General features: G+C 34.2%; 12 protein-coding genes and 2 pseudogenes. 4 read left to right on the plus strand and 10 right to left on the minus strand.

The annotated features are described in order from the left end of the window. Positions 1-86: 86 nt before the first annotated feature. Positions 87-1,718, minus strand: a complete 1,632-nt coding sequence (locus MHB39_RS22015; RefSeq protein WP_342545374.1) for a hypothetical protein — start codon at positions 1,716-1,718, stop codon at positions 87-89. 241 nt (positions 1,719-1,959) lie between these two features. On the opposite strand from MHB39_RS22015, the gene MHB39_RS22020 reads away from it, so the two are divergent. After that, positions 1,960-3,317 (plus strand): IS3 family transposase gene (locus tag MHB39_RS22020; RefSeq protein ID WP_342545375.1). Its coding sequence is split into 2 segments (ribosomal slippage): positions 1,960-2,413 and positions 2,413-3,317, totalling 1,359 coding nucleotides; the frame shifts between segments, so codons are not numbered across the junction. Positions 3,318-3,450: 133 nt separating this feature from the next. Here MHB39_RS22020 and MHB39_RS22025 read toward each other — a convergent pair. Next, entirely contained in the window at positions 3,451-4,800 is a 1,350-nt protein-coding gene (locus MHB39_RS22025) for an IS1182 family transposase (RefSeq protein ID WP_342545376.1), read from the minus strand. Positions 4,801-5,226: 426 nt separating this feature from the next. On the opposite strand from MHB39_RS22025, the gene MHB39_RS22030 reads away from it, so the two are divergent. From MHB39_RS22030 to MHB39_RS22040, 3 genes and pseudogenes are all read left to right on the plus strand, one after another. Then, positions 5,227-6,879: an IS1182 family transposase gene (locus tag MHB39_RS22030; RefSeq protein WP_339280866.1), complete on the plus strand. Its 1,653-nt coding sequence runs from the start codon at positions 5,227-5,229 to the stop codon at positions 6,877-6,879. A gap of 142 nt (positions 6,880-7,021) precedes the next feature. Continuing rightward, a complete protein-coding gene (locus tag MHB39_RS22035; protein ID WP_342545377.1) occupies positions 7,022-7,309 on the plus strand; it encodes a helix-turn-helix transcriptional regulator in 288 nt (95 codons plus the stop codon). A 116-nt stretch (positions 7,310-7,425) separates the two neighbouring features. After that, positions 7,426-8,732, plus strand: a pseudogene (locus MHB39_RS22040) (IS3 family transposase); the annotation flags it as partial. Positions 8,733-8,822: 90 nt separating this feature from the next. Here the strand turns inward: MHB39_RS22040 and MHB39_RS22045 are convergent. The 8 genes and pseudogenes from MHB39_RS22045 to MHB39_RS22080 all read right to left on the minus strand — a co-directional run. After that, complete coding sequence (locus tag MHB39_RS22045; RefSeq protein WP_342545378.1) at positions 8,823-10,007, minus strand: XRE family transcriptional regulator; 1,185 nt, start codon at positions 10,005-10,007, stop codon at positions 8,823-8,825. Positions 10,008-10,034: 27 nt separating this feature from the next. Then, positions 10,035-10,805 carry a hypothetical protein gene (locus MHB39_RS22050; RefSeq protein WP_342545379.1) on the minus strand — a complete coding sequence of 257 codons (771 nt, stop codon included), beginning with the start codon at positions 10,803-10,805 and terminating at the stop codon, positions 10,035-10,037. 100 nt (positions 10,806-10,905) lie between these two features. Continuing rightward, a complete protein-coding gene (locus tag MHB39_RS22055) occupies positions 10,906-12,432 on the minus strand; it encodes a Tn7-like element transposition protein TnsE (protein ID WP_342545380.1) in 1,527 nt (508 codons plus the stop codon). Continuing rightward, entirely contained in the window at positions 12,425-14,248 is a 1,824-nt protein-coding gene (locus MHB39_RS22060; protein WP_342545381.1) for a TnsD family transposase, read from the minus strand. Before MHB39_RS22060 ends, MHB39_RS22055 begins: the two co-directional genes overlap by 8 nt. A 4-nt stretch (positions 14,249-14,252) precedes the next feature. Further along, positions 14,253-15,152 (minus strand): hypothetical protein, encoded by a 900-nt coding sequence (locus MHB39_RS22065; RefSeq protein ID WP_342545382.1) that lies wholly within the window; start codon positions 15,150-15,152, stop codon positions 14,253-14,255. Between the two features lie 17 nt (positions 15,153-15,169). After that, on the minus strand, positions 15,170-15,793 hold the full coding sequence (locus MHB39_RS22070) for a hypothetical protein (RefSeq protein WP_342545383.1): 624 nt from the start codon (positions 15,791-15,793) through the stop codon (positions 15,170-15,172). Positions 15,794-15,877: 84 nt separating this feature from the next. Further along, positions 15,878-17,563 (minus strand): ATP-binding protein, encoded by a 1,686-nt coding sequence (locus tag MHB39_RS22075; RefSeq protein WP_342545384.1) that lies wholly within the window; start codon positions 17,561-17,563, stop codon positions 15,878-15,880. Continuing rightward, a pseudogene (locus MHB39_RS22080) lies at positions 17,538-18,599 on the minus strand (Mu transposase C-terminal domain-containing protein); the annotation flags it as partial. The pseudogene MHB39_RS22080 and the gene MHB39_RS22075, both read right to left, overlap by 26 nt. Positions 18,600-18,708: the final 109 nt, after the last annotated feature.

The raw sequence follows: 18,708 nt of genomic DNA on the forward strand, positions 1-18,708 counted from the left end.
CAAAAGTTTTTATTAAACTTATCTTAAAACAAAAACCTCAGGTTACTTATTCAAAAATTTAGTAACCTGTGGGTTTGAAATAAGTACTATTCTAGTTTTTGTTTTGCTTCTTCGAATAGTAAGTCGAAACAGTCATTAACTAATTTAACAATACAATAATAAATTAGGGCATTCTCACTTTTTAAACCTCTATCACCATATAGTATACCTGCACTCAAATTATGTGCTATCCTGTTTCTAAATTTAGACAATCCCAGATATTCGTCACTATTTAAAATTCGTTTTAAAGTATTTAATACTTCATCATTATTGTTAGGGGTAACGGATTTTAAATTTTTAAAATATTTTATATTTTCTAGACCCCTCGCGGAAGCATAATACTGTGAAAATTTATCATATGCAGAATAAATTCTAGACATACTCGCGTATATAAACATTCTCTTATCAATAAAACTTGAGATATCCATTCCTATAGTATGATTCCAATAGCCTTCAAAAGTATTTTCTTCTAATCTATAAACATCAACTATACATTTTTGTATTTCTTCAAGTCTAAAGAAAATATCCCATAAGAGTTGAAGTTCTAAATTATACTTTTTATCTCCTTTGGGAAGTTGAATTAACATATTGAAAGCTGCATTTTTCCTAAAATCAATCCCTTTAATGTTAAAAGTCTCATTAATCTGTATCTCATATAAAGTGTACTTTTCGTATTCATCTTTCATTGGTATTTGTAAATTATCAAACTGATTACAGTTTAACTTTACATCCTTAACTATTTCTAAGAACACTGAGTATAATTGCTCTACAGCCGAGATAGTTTTATTTACTTTCGGTTTTAAGTGTACACCATCAAAATAGTTAGCGTTTTTTTCCTCAAACATTTTTTTAGCATTCTTATTCGATGCTATTTTATTTATTTCTTGAATATGAATAGAAGAATTATGAGTATTATCTATTCTTATAGAACTGATAAACTTAGCACTTTTTTGATTATAAATAAATAGTTCTTTATAAATTGGTGTAGTTTTTTCATCTAATTCCTTAGAAAGAAAGTCTGTTATTTTAAAGGTACCATTTGCCTCTAATTTATTTTTAAATTTGAATCCATACTTTAAACCTAGATACACTACTATTCTTTCAAACGCATACCATATAGCTTCGATAGCGTTATAAAAGAAAAATCTTGCTGAGTAAAAAGGCTGATTCTCTTTAGTTTTATTTACTTCAAGTGTAATATCAAAAAGAGACAAATCTTGACATGCTCTTAACAAAAAATAATGAATATCTTCTATTAAATTTATTATGTAACCAAAGTTAGTTGGCTTTTCTGGAATTACAGTTATTCCTTCATTAATCATATAGTTTACAACAACATCATCTATATCAATCTCTGTATATTTTTTCTTTTCAAAAAGATAATTTAGTCTATCCCCTTCTTCTTTTCTAATATTTCCAAACGAAATAGGTTTTGAAAATTTCAGGAAGTTTTCTAGTTGAATCTTTTCGTTAAAGTAAAACAATTCTTCAATCTCATCTCTATTAAAAAAACCATTAAAATTATCTTCTTCCACTTTTTCTAGGTGTACCTCACAACCATTAAAGCACTCTACTATATCCCCTTCAAGCATACGAATTGAAAATTCACTGCATTCTGTACAGAAAATTTTCCTGTAAAACTTCGTGAAATTTTGTTTTGTAAAGTCAAGATTAATCATTTAGTTTTCCCCCTTAACAAATAGCCCACTTTAATATTTTATACTAATTATACCTTCTGATTACATATATTGTTATTGAAGGTTTTTGCAAGCGAGATATTTTTAATATATATGGCTTAACAATGAATAGATAAAAAAGGAGCATTCTTATGCTCCTTCCAGACTGTAGACAAAAGCCATCGAGAGGTTGAACTGCCCCGTAAAAGTTAGACACCAATCTAACTTTTACGGGGGTTTTTTTATGGCAAAAGTAAGTGCTGAACAACGTATTCAAGCAGTTCAACGATATTTAAATGGAAATGAAACTTTGATCGAAATTGCGAAAGATATCGGTGTGACAGCTCAGATCGTCAGTGAATGGGTTCGCCGTTATCAAAAAAATGGCGTAGAGACTTTCTTAAAGTCCTATACAAACTATTCAGCTGACTATAAAATGAATGTACTTAATTATATGAACGAGACAGGTACATCTTCGAGAGACACAGCTGCACTATTCAATATTTCATCTCCTGGCATGATTCGGAATTGGAAGTTGAAGTTTGAAGTTGGTGGTTATGATGCCCTTGTTTCTAAGAAAAAGGGGCATCCATCTATGAAAAAAGAGACAAAAAGAACAACGAAATCAACACCAGCTGAAGGATCTGTTGAGGCGTTAGAAGCACGAATTAAACAATTAGAAATGGAGAATGCGTACTTAAAAAAGTTGAATACTTTAGTTCAAATGCAAGAAAAATTACCAATCAAATCAAAGCGCAAGTAATTTATGAACTGAAGGAAATCTATGAAGTAGTGGAATTAATCAAAGTCGCTGATATTCCACGTAGTACGTATTATTACTGGGAAAAGCGTTTGAATCGTCATGATAAATACGCTGATGTGAAAGTCGCAATTCAGTCCATTTATCATGAACATAAGGGACGTTATGGTTATCGTCGGATCACCAAAGAATTAAAAAAATTTGGTATTCATCACGATCCAAAAACGATTAACTGCTTGATGAATGCCATTGGCATAAAGTGTGAAGTCCGCATGAAGAAATATCGTTCGTATAAAGGTAACGTCGGAAAAATTGCCCCAAACATATTACAACGCGATTTTACAGCGGAAAAAATGAACGAGAAATGGGTAACAGACGTGACAGAGTTCCATCTATTTGGTGAGAAACGCTATTTATCACCCGTCCTTGATCTATGTAATGGCGAAATCATTGCATACACGGTAATGAAGCGTCCAGTGTATAAACTAGTCCATAATATGTTAGAACAAGCATTGGAGCGCCTCGAATCAGGTGATCAAGTCATTCTTCATTCAGATCAAGGTTGGCATTATCAAATGAAAAAGTATCAACAAACATTAAAACAACACGGGATTACGCAGAGTATGTCCCGTAAGGGCAATTGTTTGGATAACGCAGTTATTGAAAATTTCTTTGGCTTATTAAAATCTGAACTCCTGTATCTACAAGAATTTGAGTCCATGGCACATTTTGAACAGGAACTCCATGACTATATTTACTATTACAATCACAAACGAATGAAGGCAAAATTAAAAGACCTAAGTCCGGTGGAATACCGAATTCAGGTCTTAGAAGTTGCTTAACTAAATATGTCTAACTTTTTTGGGTCAGATCAGGTTCACTCTCGATGGCTTTTGTCATTTTTCTTCCTATTTCTTTTTTAGATTTGGTCCTATACAACCAAATCTAGCATATTCTTCGAGCATAGTTGCTCTCTTAAGCTACTTGCCACGTCCAAGTAGCCAGTTTCTTTAAATTCATGGCAGCAAAAGTAAGCATCGCCTGCATGGACAATTTTTTTAGACCTCTTAAGGTTGTCCATCGCATACCATGCTTTTCTTTTGCATCTGCAAAGATACGCTCAATCGTTTCTTTGCGCTTTGCATAGATTTGTTTGATGTCATTGGAATGGCGTAAATGTTCTGCTTCCTCTACATACGATTCCCAAATATGACGTTGAATGAGTTTTTGATGTTGCTTACTTTCTGTACATTGGGATAGGCTCGGACACTTCGCACAAATCAAAGGATTCGATTTATATTGACGATACCCTTCTTTAGTCGTTGTCGTATACTTCAATATCTGTCCTTGTGGACAAAGATAACAATTATAGTGCTCATCATATATATACTCATGCTTTCGGAAGAATCCATCTTTCGTTTTAGGACGTGTATAAGGAAGAACAGGCAACATTTGATTCTCTAATAAAAAATTCGTAATCGCTGGTGTTTTATAGGCTGCATCTGCCGCAACAGCTAATGGTTTTTGAACGTTTTCAATGACTTTTTCCACAAGTGGCTGTAATACATGACTATCGTGCACATTTCCCGGAGTTACAATGGCACCCAAGACAAAGCCCTTTTCATCTGTCGCTGCATGAAAAGAATACGCAAACTGTCTCGTACGTTCATCCTTCACGTAATAGCCACTTTCAGGATCTGTCGTGCTTTCCTTTATTTCTTTCCATTCTTCCTTTTCAAACTTCTCCGGGGGAAAGGGCTTTTTTCCGTGTTCCTCACGATCCATATTTAACTCTAATTGAAGTTTCTCTTCATAAGCCCGTGTTTCTTTTCGCACAACTTTTTTATCATACTTTCGTTTATTCGCACTCGCTTTCACATGCGTAGAATCGATAAATAAATGGTCTGCATGGAGGAGTCCTTGATGCATAATCTCCTTTAATATACGATAGAATATCTGCTCAAATATATCAGTGTCTTGAAAGCGACGGACATAATTTTTACCGAAGGTAGAGAAATGCGGGACTTCTGTATGGAAGCCAAATCCTAAAAACCAACGATACGCCATATTCGTTTCAATTTCTTTGATGGTTTGACGCATGGACCGTATACCAAAAACGTACTGAATAAACGTCATTTTAAAGAGAACAACAGGATCAATACTAGGGCGTCCTTTAGCAGAGTAGAGGTTTTCTACTAAAGGATAGATAAATGAAAAATCAATAGCCGCCTCTAGTTTTCGTACTAAATGATCTTGGGGAACTAATTGATCAATCGTTAGCATTTCTAATTGTTCACGTTCATTGATTTGATTTTTCGTCATCATGGTTAATCACCTCGAAAGTGTACTTTTTATCAATAGTTGAATTAGGAATTCTTTATGTAGAAGTTGATTGGAACGAAGGGTGGCGACTCCTGCGGGAAAAGCAGGAAAGTCGAGATCCTGGACTGAGCGAAGCGAGGGAAGCAGCTCGACCCCGCCCGCGGAAAGCGTCCGCCCGTAGTGGAAATCAACGGCTTTACTTTATTTTATTGTAAAAGAAAAAAGACTGTAGGCAAACTCAAAATTTCATTGAGTTTGTCTACAGTCTGAATGAGGGTGGGACAAAACCCACCTTTGAGCTGAAAAAGCCGTTGAAATTTTACGATGAGTAAAATTTCAACGGCTTTCAATAATTATTGAATAAAAATAAGGACCACTTCTGATAAAATAAAGTTACCACACAAAATTTTACAGGAAAGAAGGATCCTTATGTTCAAAAATTATAACATGAATCAATTAGTTTTGCCTCTAGATTTAGAAGTTCCATTACAAGAAAATGATATTGCTTTTGCCATCCATCATTTAGTCGAAAGTATTCCTGAGAGAACCTTCGACTCCTTTCAACGCCAAACAGGTTGCCCATCTTATCACCCACGCATGATGCTTAAAATTATTTTATGTGGCTACACGCAATCGGTTTTCTCTGGCCGTAAAATAGAAGACCTAACCAAAGACAGTATACGGATGATGTGGCTGGCCCAAGGGTATGAACCAAGCTACCGTACGATCAATCGTTTCCGTGTTCATCCCGATATGAAAGAGCTCATTCGCCAGTGTTTTGTGCAGTTCCGTGTCCAGCTTGTCCAAGAAAAAATCATCGATCAAGAGGCCATTTTTATTGATGGTACGAAGATTGAAGCAAATGCCAATAAATTCACGTTCGTTTGGAAGAAAGCAGTGGAAAAACATCATCACAATCTCGTTGAAAAATCGAATCAATTGTATAATGAGCTACTTGAAAAACAAATTATACCAGCATTGCAACGTGAAGATGAGGAGCAGCTTTCTATGGAAGAACTCACGCAAATCGCTGAAAAGTTAGAGGAAGTGGTCGAGGACTATACACAAAAAATCGATAGTACGGATGATGTCGGGATGCGGAAACAGCTGCGTAGTGAACGAAAAACGCCAAAGCAACTGTTAAAACAAGTACATGACTGGCTGATTCGTAAGCAGAGGTACGAAAAAGATTTTGAGATTTTTGACACACGCAACAGCTATTCAAAAACGGACAAAGATGCGACGTTTATGCGAATGAAAGACGATTACATGCAGAATGGACAACTAAAACCAGGCTATAACGTACAAATCGCAACAGAAGGTCAGTATGCGCTTGCCTACAGCATTTTTCCGAACCCAACGGATACACGTACGTTCATTCCATTTCTAAATGAAATCGAGCAGCATTATTTCGAGTTACCGCAATACATTGTCGCAGATGCAGGTTATGGTAGTGAACAAAACTATGAGGAGATCCTTTCGAACAGAAAACGAGAAGCACTGATTCCCTATACCATGTATGAGAAGGAGCAAAAGAAAAAGTACAAACAAAACCAATTTAACACCGATAACTGGCCATATGATAAAGAAACAGACACCTATACATGCCCGAATCAGAAACGTCTCGAATGGAAAAATCAAACTGTACGGAATGATCGGACAGGCTTCCAACATACGTTCAACATCTACGAATGCGAGGACTGTTCAGGATGTCCATTCCGTTCATCATGTACAAAAGCAAAAGAAGGCACCAATCGAAAAATGATGGTGAATGAAAAATGGGAACAACAAAAAGAATATATAAGAACAAAGCTTTCAGAAGAAAAAACGCGTACCATTTATCGTCAACGCAAAATTGACGTGGAGCCAGTTTTTGGATTCTTGAAGGCTAATTTGCGTTTCACTCGATTTTCTGTACGAGGAAAATCGAAGGTAGAAAACGAAATGGGGCTCGCATTACTGGCCGTGAATTTACGAAAATACACGGCCAACAAACAAGAACATATAAAATTAAATAGTAAAAAATGGAGAAAGGAGAATTTGAGCGAACTCAAATTCTCCTTTCTCCTTATTCGAAGCTAGTTCTGTCCCAGCCTCTTAAAATGTACTTATATGATTCTTCAGGAGTTTTTGCACCTCACATAGTCTTAGAGTGAGGTGATAGTATGGAACAGTTAGTTAATATTGTAGGGGCAAATATTAAAGAAATTCGTAAAAGAAAAAAATGACGCAAGAAGAGCTAGCTGAAAAGTGCGGGTTACAAACATCTTATTTAGCTGGGGTAGAACGTGGAGATAGAAACATCACACTTCAAACATTAGAAAAAATCACAGCAGGTTTAGAAATTAACGCAAAAGATCTTTTTGAATTAGATTCTCCTATGAAACAATTACCTATCGAGACTGAGCAACTTATACATATGTTTGCTGAGCAACTAAAATTAAAGTCTGATATAGAAGTAAAATTAATTTTCAACTTAGCTAATAGAATATTCGAGACATATTCAAAATAAAAAGAAGACTGCATTCAAATTTAAACTGTACCCTATAAGATAGACACTTTGAAAAAAGTCTATCCTATAGGGTACTTTTGTTTATAATGAGAAAAAAGATGTTGGGGTAGAGTGAAATGACCAAAAGATATTTTACGAAAATGGAACAAGAACAACTAAAATGTAATCCAAATGTGCAAGCAGTTAGCGAGAAAGCGATCACATATACTGACGAATTTAAACGTCATTTTATTGCGGAAAATGAAAAAGGTAAATTCCCAAGAGAAATTTTTGAAAATGCGGGTTTAGATGTTGAATTAATCGGTATAAAACGAATCGAATCTTCAGGCAAACGCTGGCGAGCTTCTTATCGTAAAGCAGGTGTCGGAGGTTTACAAGATACACGTAAAACAAATTCAGGTAGACCTTCCGAACGCGAATTGACATTAGAAGAAAAATTGAAGCGTTTAGAGGCGAAAAATCGGTTACTTGAAGCAGAGAATGAATTGTTAAAAAAGCTCGATCTACTCGAAAGGCAGATGTTGAAGAAGAAATAAAAATCGCTACGACACTAAAATTTGAACTCATCCATCACACGATGAAAAAGTATAAATTAAAGCGTTTAGTCAGCTATTTATGTGATGTGATGGGTATATCTCGGTCTGGCTATTACAATTATTTTTTAGAAAAATCAGCTCAGAAGCGTGTGGAGCAAGAACAAGCAGATGAAGTGGTAAAGGAAATCATTTTAAAAGCGTATCATTTCAGAGGGCGAAAAAAAGGAGCACGTCAAATTAAAATGACGTTAGAAAATCAATATGGAATTACGTACAATCTGAAACGTATTCGCCGTGTGATGAAAAAATATCAGATTATCTGCCCGATTCGAAAAGCGAATCCAACTCGACGTATGGCAAAAGCAACGAAAGAACATCGTACGTGCCCAAATGAATTACAACGCAACTTTAAACAGGGTATGGCCGGAAAAGTGTTACTGACAGATATCACCTATTTAACGTATGGAAGCAGTAAACGCGCTTATTTATCAACGATTAAAGACGCTGAAACGAATGAAATTTTAGCGTATGAAGTGTCGTCTTCATTAAGTATTGATATTGCCCTCAATACGCTTCATCAATTGAAGAAACACCGCCATTTAACGGAAGATGCCTTTATTCATTCGGATCAAGGATTCCATTATACCAATCCACAATTCCAAAAACTTGTGAAGAAAATGGGGTTAGGACAATCCATGTCTCGCCGTGGAAACTGTTGGGACAATGCGCCACAAGAATCATTTTTTGGACATTTTAAAGATGAAACAACTATCGAGAAATGTGAAACATTAGAAGAAGTCAAACGAGAAATTAAGAGTTATATGATGTATTACAACCATTATCGAGGGCAATGGCATTTGAAAAAGCTGCCGCCTGCAAAATACAGACAGCAGCTTCAACAAGTTACCTATCCTTTTTTAAAATGTCCTTTACAAAGGGTACAGTTTAATTTGAATAACAGTCTTCTAAATGCTACATTATTTAATTATTTTTAGATCATTAATTGAAAAGCTTTGCTGGTTATCATTAAGATACTTTACAAAAAACCCCTCTTCAATCCCAGTAATGCTTGCTATAAATTTTATATCCACTTTTAACTCCTCAGTTAATTGTTCTAAATTGATTATCTTCTTCTCCAAAATTAGCTGAAGTATACTTCTTACCTTCATTGGCTTCTCAATAGGAAGAATAGCATCTAACGGTTCCTCTTTTCTATATCCATTTTTATTTATGGACATAAAAAAGTAGCGAAATTGTTGATGCGTAATTAATTCCAAGTTTCTAGCTCTCATAGCCATAGCCTGTAATGAAACTAACCATTTTTCTTTTAATTCTCTATATGCATTAGGATTAGATACCTTATTGATTTTTGAAACATCCTCAGTAAATGCTTCCATCGGCATTAGAAACTCTGAAGCAAATAAATGAGCCTCATCCTCTTTTATTTTATAAGATGGCTTATCAAGCATATTAAATTCTGTTTTGTAATGTAATAATAAATGGCCTAATTCATGGGCTAAATCAAAATTCCGTCGCGCTGCTGATTTTTTTATATTACCTAATACAATGTACGGAATATCATCTTCTGTCCATAAACTATATGCATCAATAGTTTCACCAATTGATTTTTCAAAAATAAATACACCTGATTTTTCTAAATGAAACAAGAAATTTTTATTATTATCATCCGATAAATTAATATGCTTTCTAGCTAATTGTGCTATAAAGCGAATTTGTAACTCGCGTTCAACATTCTGATTAGAATTCAAATACTCTAATACCTGTTTGCGCAATGATAATATTTCATTTTTAGGATATTTTATTTTTCGGCCTATTTTCTTTATAAATGCATCTAAAAACTTTACATGCATCAGTTCACTTTGAGTCTTCATTGCTGTATTGATTGACTCTGAACGATAAGCTATTCTTTCGATCCGAATATTCTCTGGTTGATCGTTCTCTAATAAATCTTCTCTAAAAAAATAAGCTGATTTAACTTTAAATAAAGTTTTCATCTTATTTACTACTTCTAATTTAGGAGACACATAACCATTTTCATATTGCCAAACAGCTTGTTCTGTAATACCCAATTCTTCAGCTAACTGTGAACGGCTTAGCTCATTTAAAATTCGGATATTAGTTAAGCTTTTACCAATAAACAAATTAGTAGCTCCTTTCTTAATTCGATATTAACTTTCTCCAGTTGCTTCATCGATATCATCTTCGACAATTTCAATATCATATAAACTTGCATCAGGCATTTCAGTTGAGTTTTGTAATATTGCTTTAGTTTGTTCTTCCATTTCAATTATATGAGATGTTTTAGTGTTAATATGGTCAGATAGGTCTTCAACCAAATAAGCTTTATTATCTAATGGATTAGGCATCCATAAATTAATAGTACTAATTAAAAATTCTTCATCAATTTCATAAGTAACAATATAAAACCTGTCATATTGTTTAGCTATTTCTGACACTTCTTCATTCGTTAAATAATCGAAGGGTAGCTCTTCAAACAATACTAATTGGCGTGATTGACCACCTAGAGTTTTATTAGTCTTACTAGGAAACTCTACATCCTCATTAATACTTATAAATTCTTCCATATAAGCTGATTTCTTACTTTTAGAACGTCCATAAGTATCCTTACCTCTATCAACAGCTTCTGGATCAAAATAACGTGCATTTTTTATCAAAAATAGTGTTTTGATATCATCAACACTAAATTGTAAATACTGCCACGTAACTCCAGCTTTTGAAACCTTACTTTCCACCCCTAATTTTTCACATTGAACTGCCACGTGGTGATCAATATGATTTCCTTTTACCCATGCGTAAGCACCATGAACTTTTAAGTTACGCGCTGCTTCTTTTCTTACACGTAAATAATCCTTATACCCTTCAATAATTCCATCAACAATGCTTTCATTTAGCTCTTCTGACAAACGAAACTTTTTCATCAATAAACCAATCCCCTTTGCATTTCATGGATAAAATCACAACAAAAAATGATTTTCTTTAATTATAATTAAAGTTTAAGTGTATTAAAAGGATTATTTATTAAACGTCTGAGATTTTATTGAATACCAACTTTTTAAAGTTACTCGTGTGCTTTACTTTATAAATTGCTAGGCTCTTTTCCCATTTAACTAAACCTTCTTTTAACCAACTACCTGAGCTAAATATAATGTATTTTAGTAAAGGCTCAATATGCAACTTAATATTTGAACCATCTAAGGATGTAATAATTAAAGTAGAGACACTACGCCCAGCGCGTTCAACTTCTAACAATGCAACTTCTTTTCCATTCCTTAGTTTTACATATGCCACTATATATTTTCTAGGAGTAATCCCATCATCTAAAAACGCAAATGAACGCTCTCCTATGTCAGTTAACTTACCAACATATGCCTCCACACTTTCTACAAAATAAGCTCTTGATAACTCATTTAATACTTCTTTAAAGTCCGCTAATTCACCATTAACATATGTATTTTGTAATGACTTAACTTCTAAACCTCTTAATATACTTGTTCCGCCAATATCGCCCATTGAACGGCTATTATTATCTACTTTTACTGTCTTTTTTGTATTATCATCAATTCCATCACGTTGTTTAGTTAAGACCATTCTTTGTCTAGTAATTAATAGAGCATCTGTGTACTCATGAGTTAAAGTATCTGTTACTACCTCATCAAAATCACTTGTACGTCCATCAACTGTTGCATCAGCTTCATAATCACCTGAATTGGAAAGGGGGAGAATTATACGTTTTCTTGGCTCATTCGATTTTTCATGACGAACAAGGCTAGGGTGAGTAATCTCTAAATTAGAAATCTGTAGTTCTTTTTCTAGCATCACTTTGATATTTAGAACTGTATATCCTGTTGCCGTTTTTTTCACACGCAGCTTAAGTTTAATTGGTGTTTGAAATGGCCATTCAAACTTTATAGAGTTATTAAAATGAAAGTTACTAGACATGTTCTCATAGACTTTGCGAACGTTATTATTCATTAACAACCAAACTAAATGATGCAAATACTCATTCTTTAAATAATTTGTATTATAAGAAGATGTGAAGTGTAATCGTAATAAATCTGGCTCATATTGCTCTGTAAAATATAGCGGGAAAGAGTTCATTTCAAATAAGCAATTCAATAGAAATGCATTCGGTGCAACTATTCCTCTCAGTACTTCAATTAACGGTAAGTAGAAACGCTCTCCATTGTATTTGATAACAAAAGTTTGCGATGTTTCCGTATAGTTTGTTCCACGTATTGAATAGTTTTGTTCAAAATAGCCAACGTAATTTGGATCTATTATAATTATAATTTCTTCAATTTGATTAGGTAAGATGGGTTTCGTAATAACTCCATCTACGTAATAATGCTGGATTATCAAAGAAGTTAATACGGTCCAATCAACTATTAACTTTTCAGTTGTATAATACCCATTAACTTTTCCACTAAAATAAACTGGCAGCACGACCTTTTTTTCGTATCTAAAAGGCGCACCGATCCATTCCAATTTCACGCGTGCACCTTTATCAAACGGCCAAGATTTAAGCTTTATATCTTTGCTATTCATCGATTCCACCTTCCTGTAAATATACCTCTAGTATTGGTCGAATTGTTTTAAAACCCTTTGACTTTATTCCTGCTTGCCTTTGAACACGCCATAATTTTACATCGCTCAATTCGCACTTCAGATTATCAATGATTTTATAGCATCGGCGAATTTGAAATTGCTCCACACTTTCCGTAATTTGCTCAAGTAAACGCTTTGTAATAGGCAGCTGGTCTAAATGTCTTTCAAGATTGGCTAATATCCCTAAACGTTTCCCTAAAAGAGATGTTGTAATTCGAATAGGCCTTTCAGACGTCCACAATTGCTCATATAGCGTTTTAATTACATTTGAATATTGTTTATCTCTTTTATTCCAATCAACCGTTTTAACCTCGTTATAACGCTTTTGATGGGCTGGTAATATATTAAACAACCATTCTTTATCGTGACGGTATAAATACATATATTCTTTTTGGTAAGTTTTACGTAATTGCGTTCTACTTGATTGCGGATGCTTTTGCACAATCGTAATAAATTCAGCTTTATATGAATCTAAGTTTGATACTGTCATAGGAACCTTTTGCTGGTCCTGTTTGAATGATGGCTGTTCTAAATATTTTTTTACGGTTTTAGAATCTACGCCTAACTCTCTTGCAATTGCTCTAATACTTATGTTTTCACATGAAAGTTCAATTAATTTTTGATGCCATACATGACCAAACTCTTTTACTCGACCTATCTTGAATATGTCTGTCGATTGTTTTCTTGCATAAATAAACCCACATGAGCATGTAAATGTGCCAATTAAATTTTTCGTTTTAGAATCCCTTGTTACGTCTACATCTTGAATGATGAACTGCTTGTAATGTGATTCAGCCTTATTTAAACAAGGAAATGGACCATTACCAAATGCACCTTGATCAGCTGAAGTAGTTCCAAAACTCTCTACATCCTGTTGTAAAAAATCCAGCAGAAATAAATGACGTAGCGGATGTACATGACGCTTGGAATTACGCAATAACACCTTCAACCAATTATATTCGTATGCCTCGTTTAATTCACTTTCATACAGTTGCAAAAAGTCCTTTGGGAAATGTGACTCGAACGCTTGATATAACTCCTTTTGTCGCACACAATTTGAGGCTGTTATTAAATTGCGCTCTCTTAATAATGCTCGATACTTAGAGCTTATGATTTCCCTTGAAAGTCCATGTAAGGGTAATTGCAACAGTTGATATGCCTGCTTTGCTATTGTTACAGCTATATCCTTATATGGATCCGTTTCGTAAATAGCTGTTAAATTCATATGTTTTAATTCAAATCTGACATATTGTATCCGACTATCTGTTGTAGTTGGATATTTACGCAAAGACACTTCATGATGTAGACAATAATTAATTCCTTGAAGCTGATGCTCTCTATGAATGTACGGTTCTCCGTATTGTGCATCATCCGCTTTAGCACATTCGGCACAATAATATAAACCATCCTTTTTACAAACACTTCCTGCAATCATGCCAAGCCTTGTATATAATGCCTGTCCATCTTGTAATACATCCTGCAAAACTTCCTGCTGCCGTGCTTTCGATAAAAACGAAGCATAGTACGGATAAATCGTATGGTTGGATAAAAGCGATTCTACCGAGTAATGCGGTCCTAGCTTTTCTGCCAAAACAGAAAAATAGCTACCAATCTCCACACTCGGTATCACACAACGACTGCCAAACAACTCTTCCAACGTATCTTTACAATCAAGATTCCCACTATAAAAGTGGTAACGAGCAATGGCTGAATACAACAATTCATTTGGATATGGGTTTGTGAAGAAAGGTAGCATTTTGTCACTCCCTATATTTTATTGAGGATGAACTTTGTAGAAAGCGTTCTGGGTCCTTTTCAATTTTCTGTATTAACTTTTGTTTTTCAGTTTCTGAAAGCTGCTCTCTGGCTTGAGCTAACTGTTGCGAAAAGTAATCAATAATCTCGCTATCTACTACATCACTTTGCACTCTTTGAGACTTATTAAATTTCCCTTTACCACTTTTAACATAAGTATTTTTATAGCTATCAATAGGGTCCTTTTGTATTACAGTAATAACTAAAATCCCTGCTAACACATGGAAAACATATAAAGACCCTTTATTCCTATTTCCGAATACATAACCTAAAGTAGCATTACAAAATTCAGAATAAGAGATACATTCGTGCCCAACTACTTCTGTTTTTTCTTCCAAAAACACTAAATGATTTTCTACATTTAAAATAGATTTCGATTCGTCTAACAAATATTTACGCATCAAAGATTCTGTATTCGCTAATTTTTGATACTGTTTTTCAGAAAAACCATTTCCTATAAATTTGGCTTTATCTGATACATCGTCATACATAGTTCTCCAACTTAAAGAAATAATAAAATAATATAACCATGAATCATATTCAAAATTTGTACTTCTATTATTTCTGAATGGTCTTAAAACTTTTTGAATGAATAGCGTTTCTTTAACACTAAATCTTTGCTCACATTCACCGCATAGCATATATTTTTTGTCCAAATCTTGAAGAGGCGTATTCGGATCATGAACACTTCTAAAACGCTTTGTGAAGGAATCTTTTTTTATAATTGCGCCTACAGATTTCGGTATTCTGTGACTTAATTTTAAAACCCTCTTCTTCTTACATAAAGCACATTTACCATACATAAAAACTTTTTTAGGTGGTTTAATACGTATATATTTTTTCATTTTATTTACCTCCTAATTTATTTTGCGATTCCTTCGATTAATGTTTTATCCTCGGATAATTTTAATTTGAACGGCTTTAAATAATACGCTGGATAAACAGTACATTTCAAATTCTGTAAATCAAATGCTTCTATGATTTTTTGTATCAGTTGTTTATTAGCCTCTAATTCATCCTTAAGAGCTAATAAAAAATACGCTATTTTTTTGTCATGTTTTTCTGTATTAAATACAATAACCATATCTTCATATTTCACATAATCAGATTCATTTAATTTTAGATTTTCTAAAACGCTATTTATTTCCTTCTCTTCAACATATGGTGGAAATAATACTTTATAAGTTGGATATTTTATGTGTAACATGTCATCCATCACAAAAGCAGGAAAACGTTCTGCTACTTGTTGTACTGGTAAATAATTTTTTTTCATAAAAAAATCTAGACATTCATTAGCTTTTCTCTCCAAATAAATTAAATTATGGATATTTAGTAAATTATCAAATTCCTTAGAAGTAACGATTCCAGGAATTGAATTACGTAATACTGCTGATTTTGTTGATTCCGTTTTATTGGCTATATTTTCTAAAGAATTATATCCTTTGTCTTCAATACGGACTTTAATATTTTTTTCTTTATTGTTCATGTACAATACCTCCTTGTCCCACTTTTTATTTTTGTGGGACATTTTTTATTTGTACATACAATGTAATTGTATTTTTCTGAAAAGTCAATATAAAAATTCTTCTTGAGGATTTTTTATATAGCCCTCTTTCAACAAGGCAAAATATACATGATTTTTATCTTTTAACGACTTTTCTCTGAGTTTTAATAACGGTAATAAATTCACGCTAACAACAGCTGGTTTATTTATAACCTCTGAGTTCATTTGTATTAAAGCTGCAATAATTTCGCTTTTAATCTTACTCTCCTCTATTGAAGCAGGGGTTTGTGAAACATGCTTATTTACTGTTTTACGTATTTTTTCTATAGTTAAATTATCAAAAATTCCTATTGCTGAAATTTCTAGAGTTAATGATTCAATTAAATCTAATCTTTTATACTCTAACGTATTCTGCCGTTCCTTCATCGCAGCCTTAACCTTACCTTCATACTGCACATTCCTCTTATGATTCATCATCAACTCATCCAAATTAATCATAATATCCTCATACTTATACATCGCTGCAAAGTCATTATTACGAATGGCATTTAACATTGGCTGGATGATTTTCATATCCTTCTTTGCTGTCTGCTTCAGCACTTTTGATGTAATAATTTCATTTTCATTATTTTCATCAAATAGTGCTCGTTCCTGAGCCAGTATAAAGAGATTTACAGCTACAGATGTGATGCCTTGGCATTCCTCGTAAAACGTCTTTCTAACGTCTTCTGTAAGCTCTATACGTGTTTTTAGGCATTGTAATTCCCATAGTGTTTCTAAAAAGAACTCCCACTCTTCGCTATGCTCATCCATACGGTCCCAAATAATTGCACCATCGCTGGCCGCACGCCTGGCCTGGCGGAAGTTACCTTTAAATAATTGTTGTGCCTTTGATGTGCCAATTAAAACAGTTGGGATCCCGACTGTATTTGAAAGGGTAACAAAGAAATTAAGCATTTCTTCTTGGTCATTTTTTGCGTGCAGTAGGTGCTGAATTTCATCAATGACAAGTACACCAATACCATACATGCTTGCTAATGAGGTCATATGCAAAAGCATTGTCGATGTAACACGATTTAAATAACCAAATTTCTCTAAGTAACGTGTACCTAATAAATCATCAATTGCTTTAAAAAAGCGTTTACAGAGCGTTGAAAGACTACCATCATACGGGCAATCAATTTTAAGCCACACAATTTGTGTTTTATTGAACGGCTCATCTTCATACACTTGATGCTTAATAACTTGTGGATACATTAACAGTAAGCGTTCAATCGCTGTCGTTTTCCCGATGCCTGAAATGCCTATAATGGACAAGCTATCAGCAGTTGAACGGATATGATTTAATCGTTCATCAATATACTTGTGTGCCTGTTCCTCATCTTCACGTAAATGGTGTAACGCTCGGATCCTTTCGAGAAATGATTTATCTAACGGGTTGCGTGCTAAATAGCCTCTACGAATTAATGTTGATAGGCGCCGTTCAACTTCGAAATGAATAGGTAACGGCTGAATGAAATTTTTTACTCGCTTTAAGACATGATAGCGAATATTTGTTTCACTTTGCTTATCTTGCTCGCTAATACGTGGTGTCACCATGAATCGTTCTAATACATCATCTTCACTAAAAATAGGCGGTAGCGCTTCGATAAATGGATTAGAAGCGTATTCTGTCAGATGTTGTAGTTTATAGTTTGCTTCTTCCATGTCGCCTTTTAAAACGATATTATTCATCTTTTCCAAACTGTTCATCTCGCTTCCTTTTTAGTTTCTCCATTAGACGTGAAGATGCTTTCTTTTCTGGCTGTCGTTCTAATATTGTACGTGATGCTAAATCAATAATTTCTGCAGGATTTTCCGCAACAGTAGGGGATAAATCGAACTTTTCCCCTTCACGATTAGCAGCTTTTTCAATCGCCTTATTATCTCGGATAGCATCAAGCTTTTCTTTTTTGCTTTTCAGCTGATGCTGTGCCTGTTTCTTCTTTTTCTCTGCTGCCTTAATAATTTGATCCATCATCGTATCTGCATTAATCGATAGCTGTATTTGTTTCGCACGCTCCTCTTCTTCTAGTTCATTTCGTAATTGTAGCTGGAACACAACATCTTCTAAAAAATCAAGTTTGTATTGCTGACTCGGCTCTAATAAAATACAGGTTTCGTAATCCATGCCATTATCACTTGGAATATAAATTTTATCTAAGTGGCGAGGGTCATAAACAATATCGATGCTTTTATTTTTCAGCTTTGCATACCACTGTTCTTCAATTGCTCTTTGCGAACCGTAAAATAAATTTTTAAACTTAATACCTGCTCGTGAAATCGTTGCTCTACCACGTGGTAATACATTTAAGCGTAAAATATCTCGGTTCACTGTTCGTAAGCGTCCTTTACGGTTTTGAATGCCCCAGTTCCATAAGTTAATCGGCGTTGGCACAACCCTATCCGTGATCATTTCTTTTTCCATTGGATACTTATCAATGATTTTGTGGTTATGCTGCAAAACTAACGTAATGATTAACGCTGTGAACTCTTTTAAATTTAACGTAGCATCTAAACGATAATCTCGGTCTCCACGTTCTCGGTATTCCTTTTGAATAGCTCCAGGGGCTTTTTGTTTTACCTTACCGTTAATCGTACGGAATTTACGCTCTACAATACCTTTCAAATCGCCTCGGTACGCTGTTGTATTTTCAATTTTGATATTTAAATTATTAAGAAGTCCTTCTACTGAATACCCCTCAAACTCACCTCGGTCGGCAATAATAATTTCAGGTAGATGATAGGTCGTGTAGTCGCAAAATTAAAGTGTTCCCTCCCCCCTTCTTCCAAACCCTTGCCACTCCTGCCTCACTCCGATTTTCCAATTTCTGTCGTTAAACATAAACGGTAAATAT

The sequence above is a fragment of the Lysinibacillus sp. FSL K6-4013 genome, from assembly GCF_038630435.1.
In the GTDB taxonomy this organism is placed as follows: Bacteria; Bacillota; Bacilli; order Bacillales_A; family Planococcaceae; genus Lysinibacillus; species Lysinibacillus boronitolerans.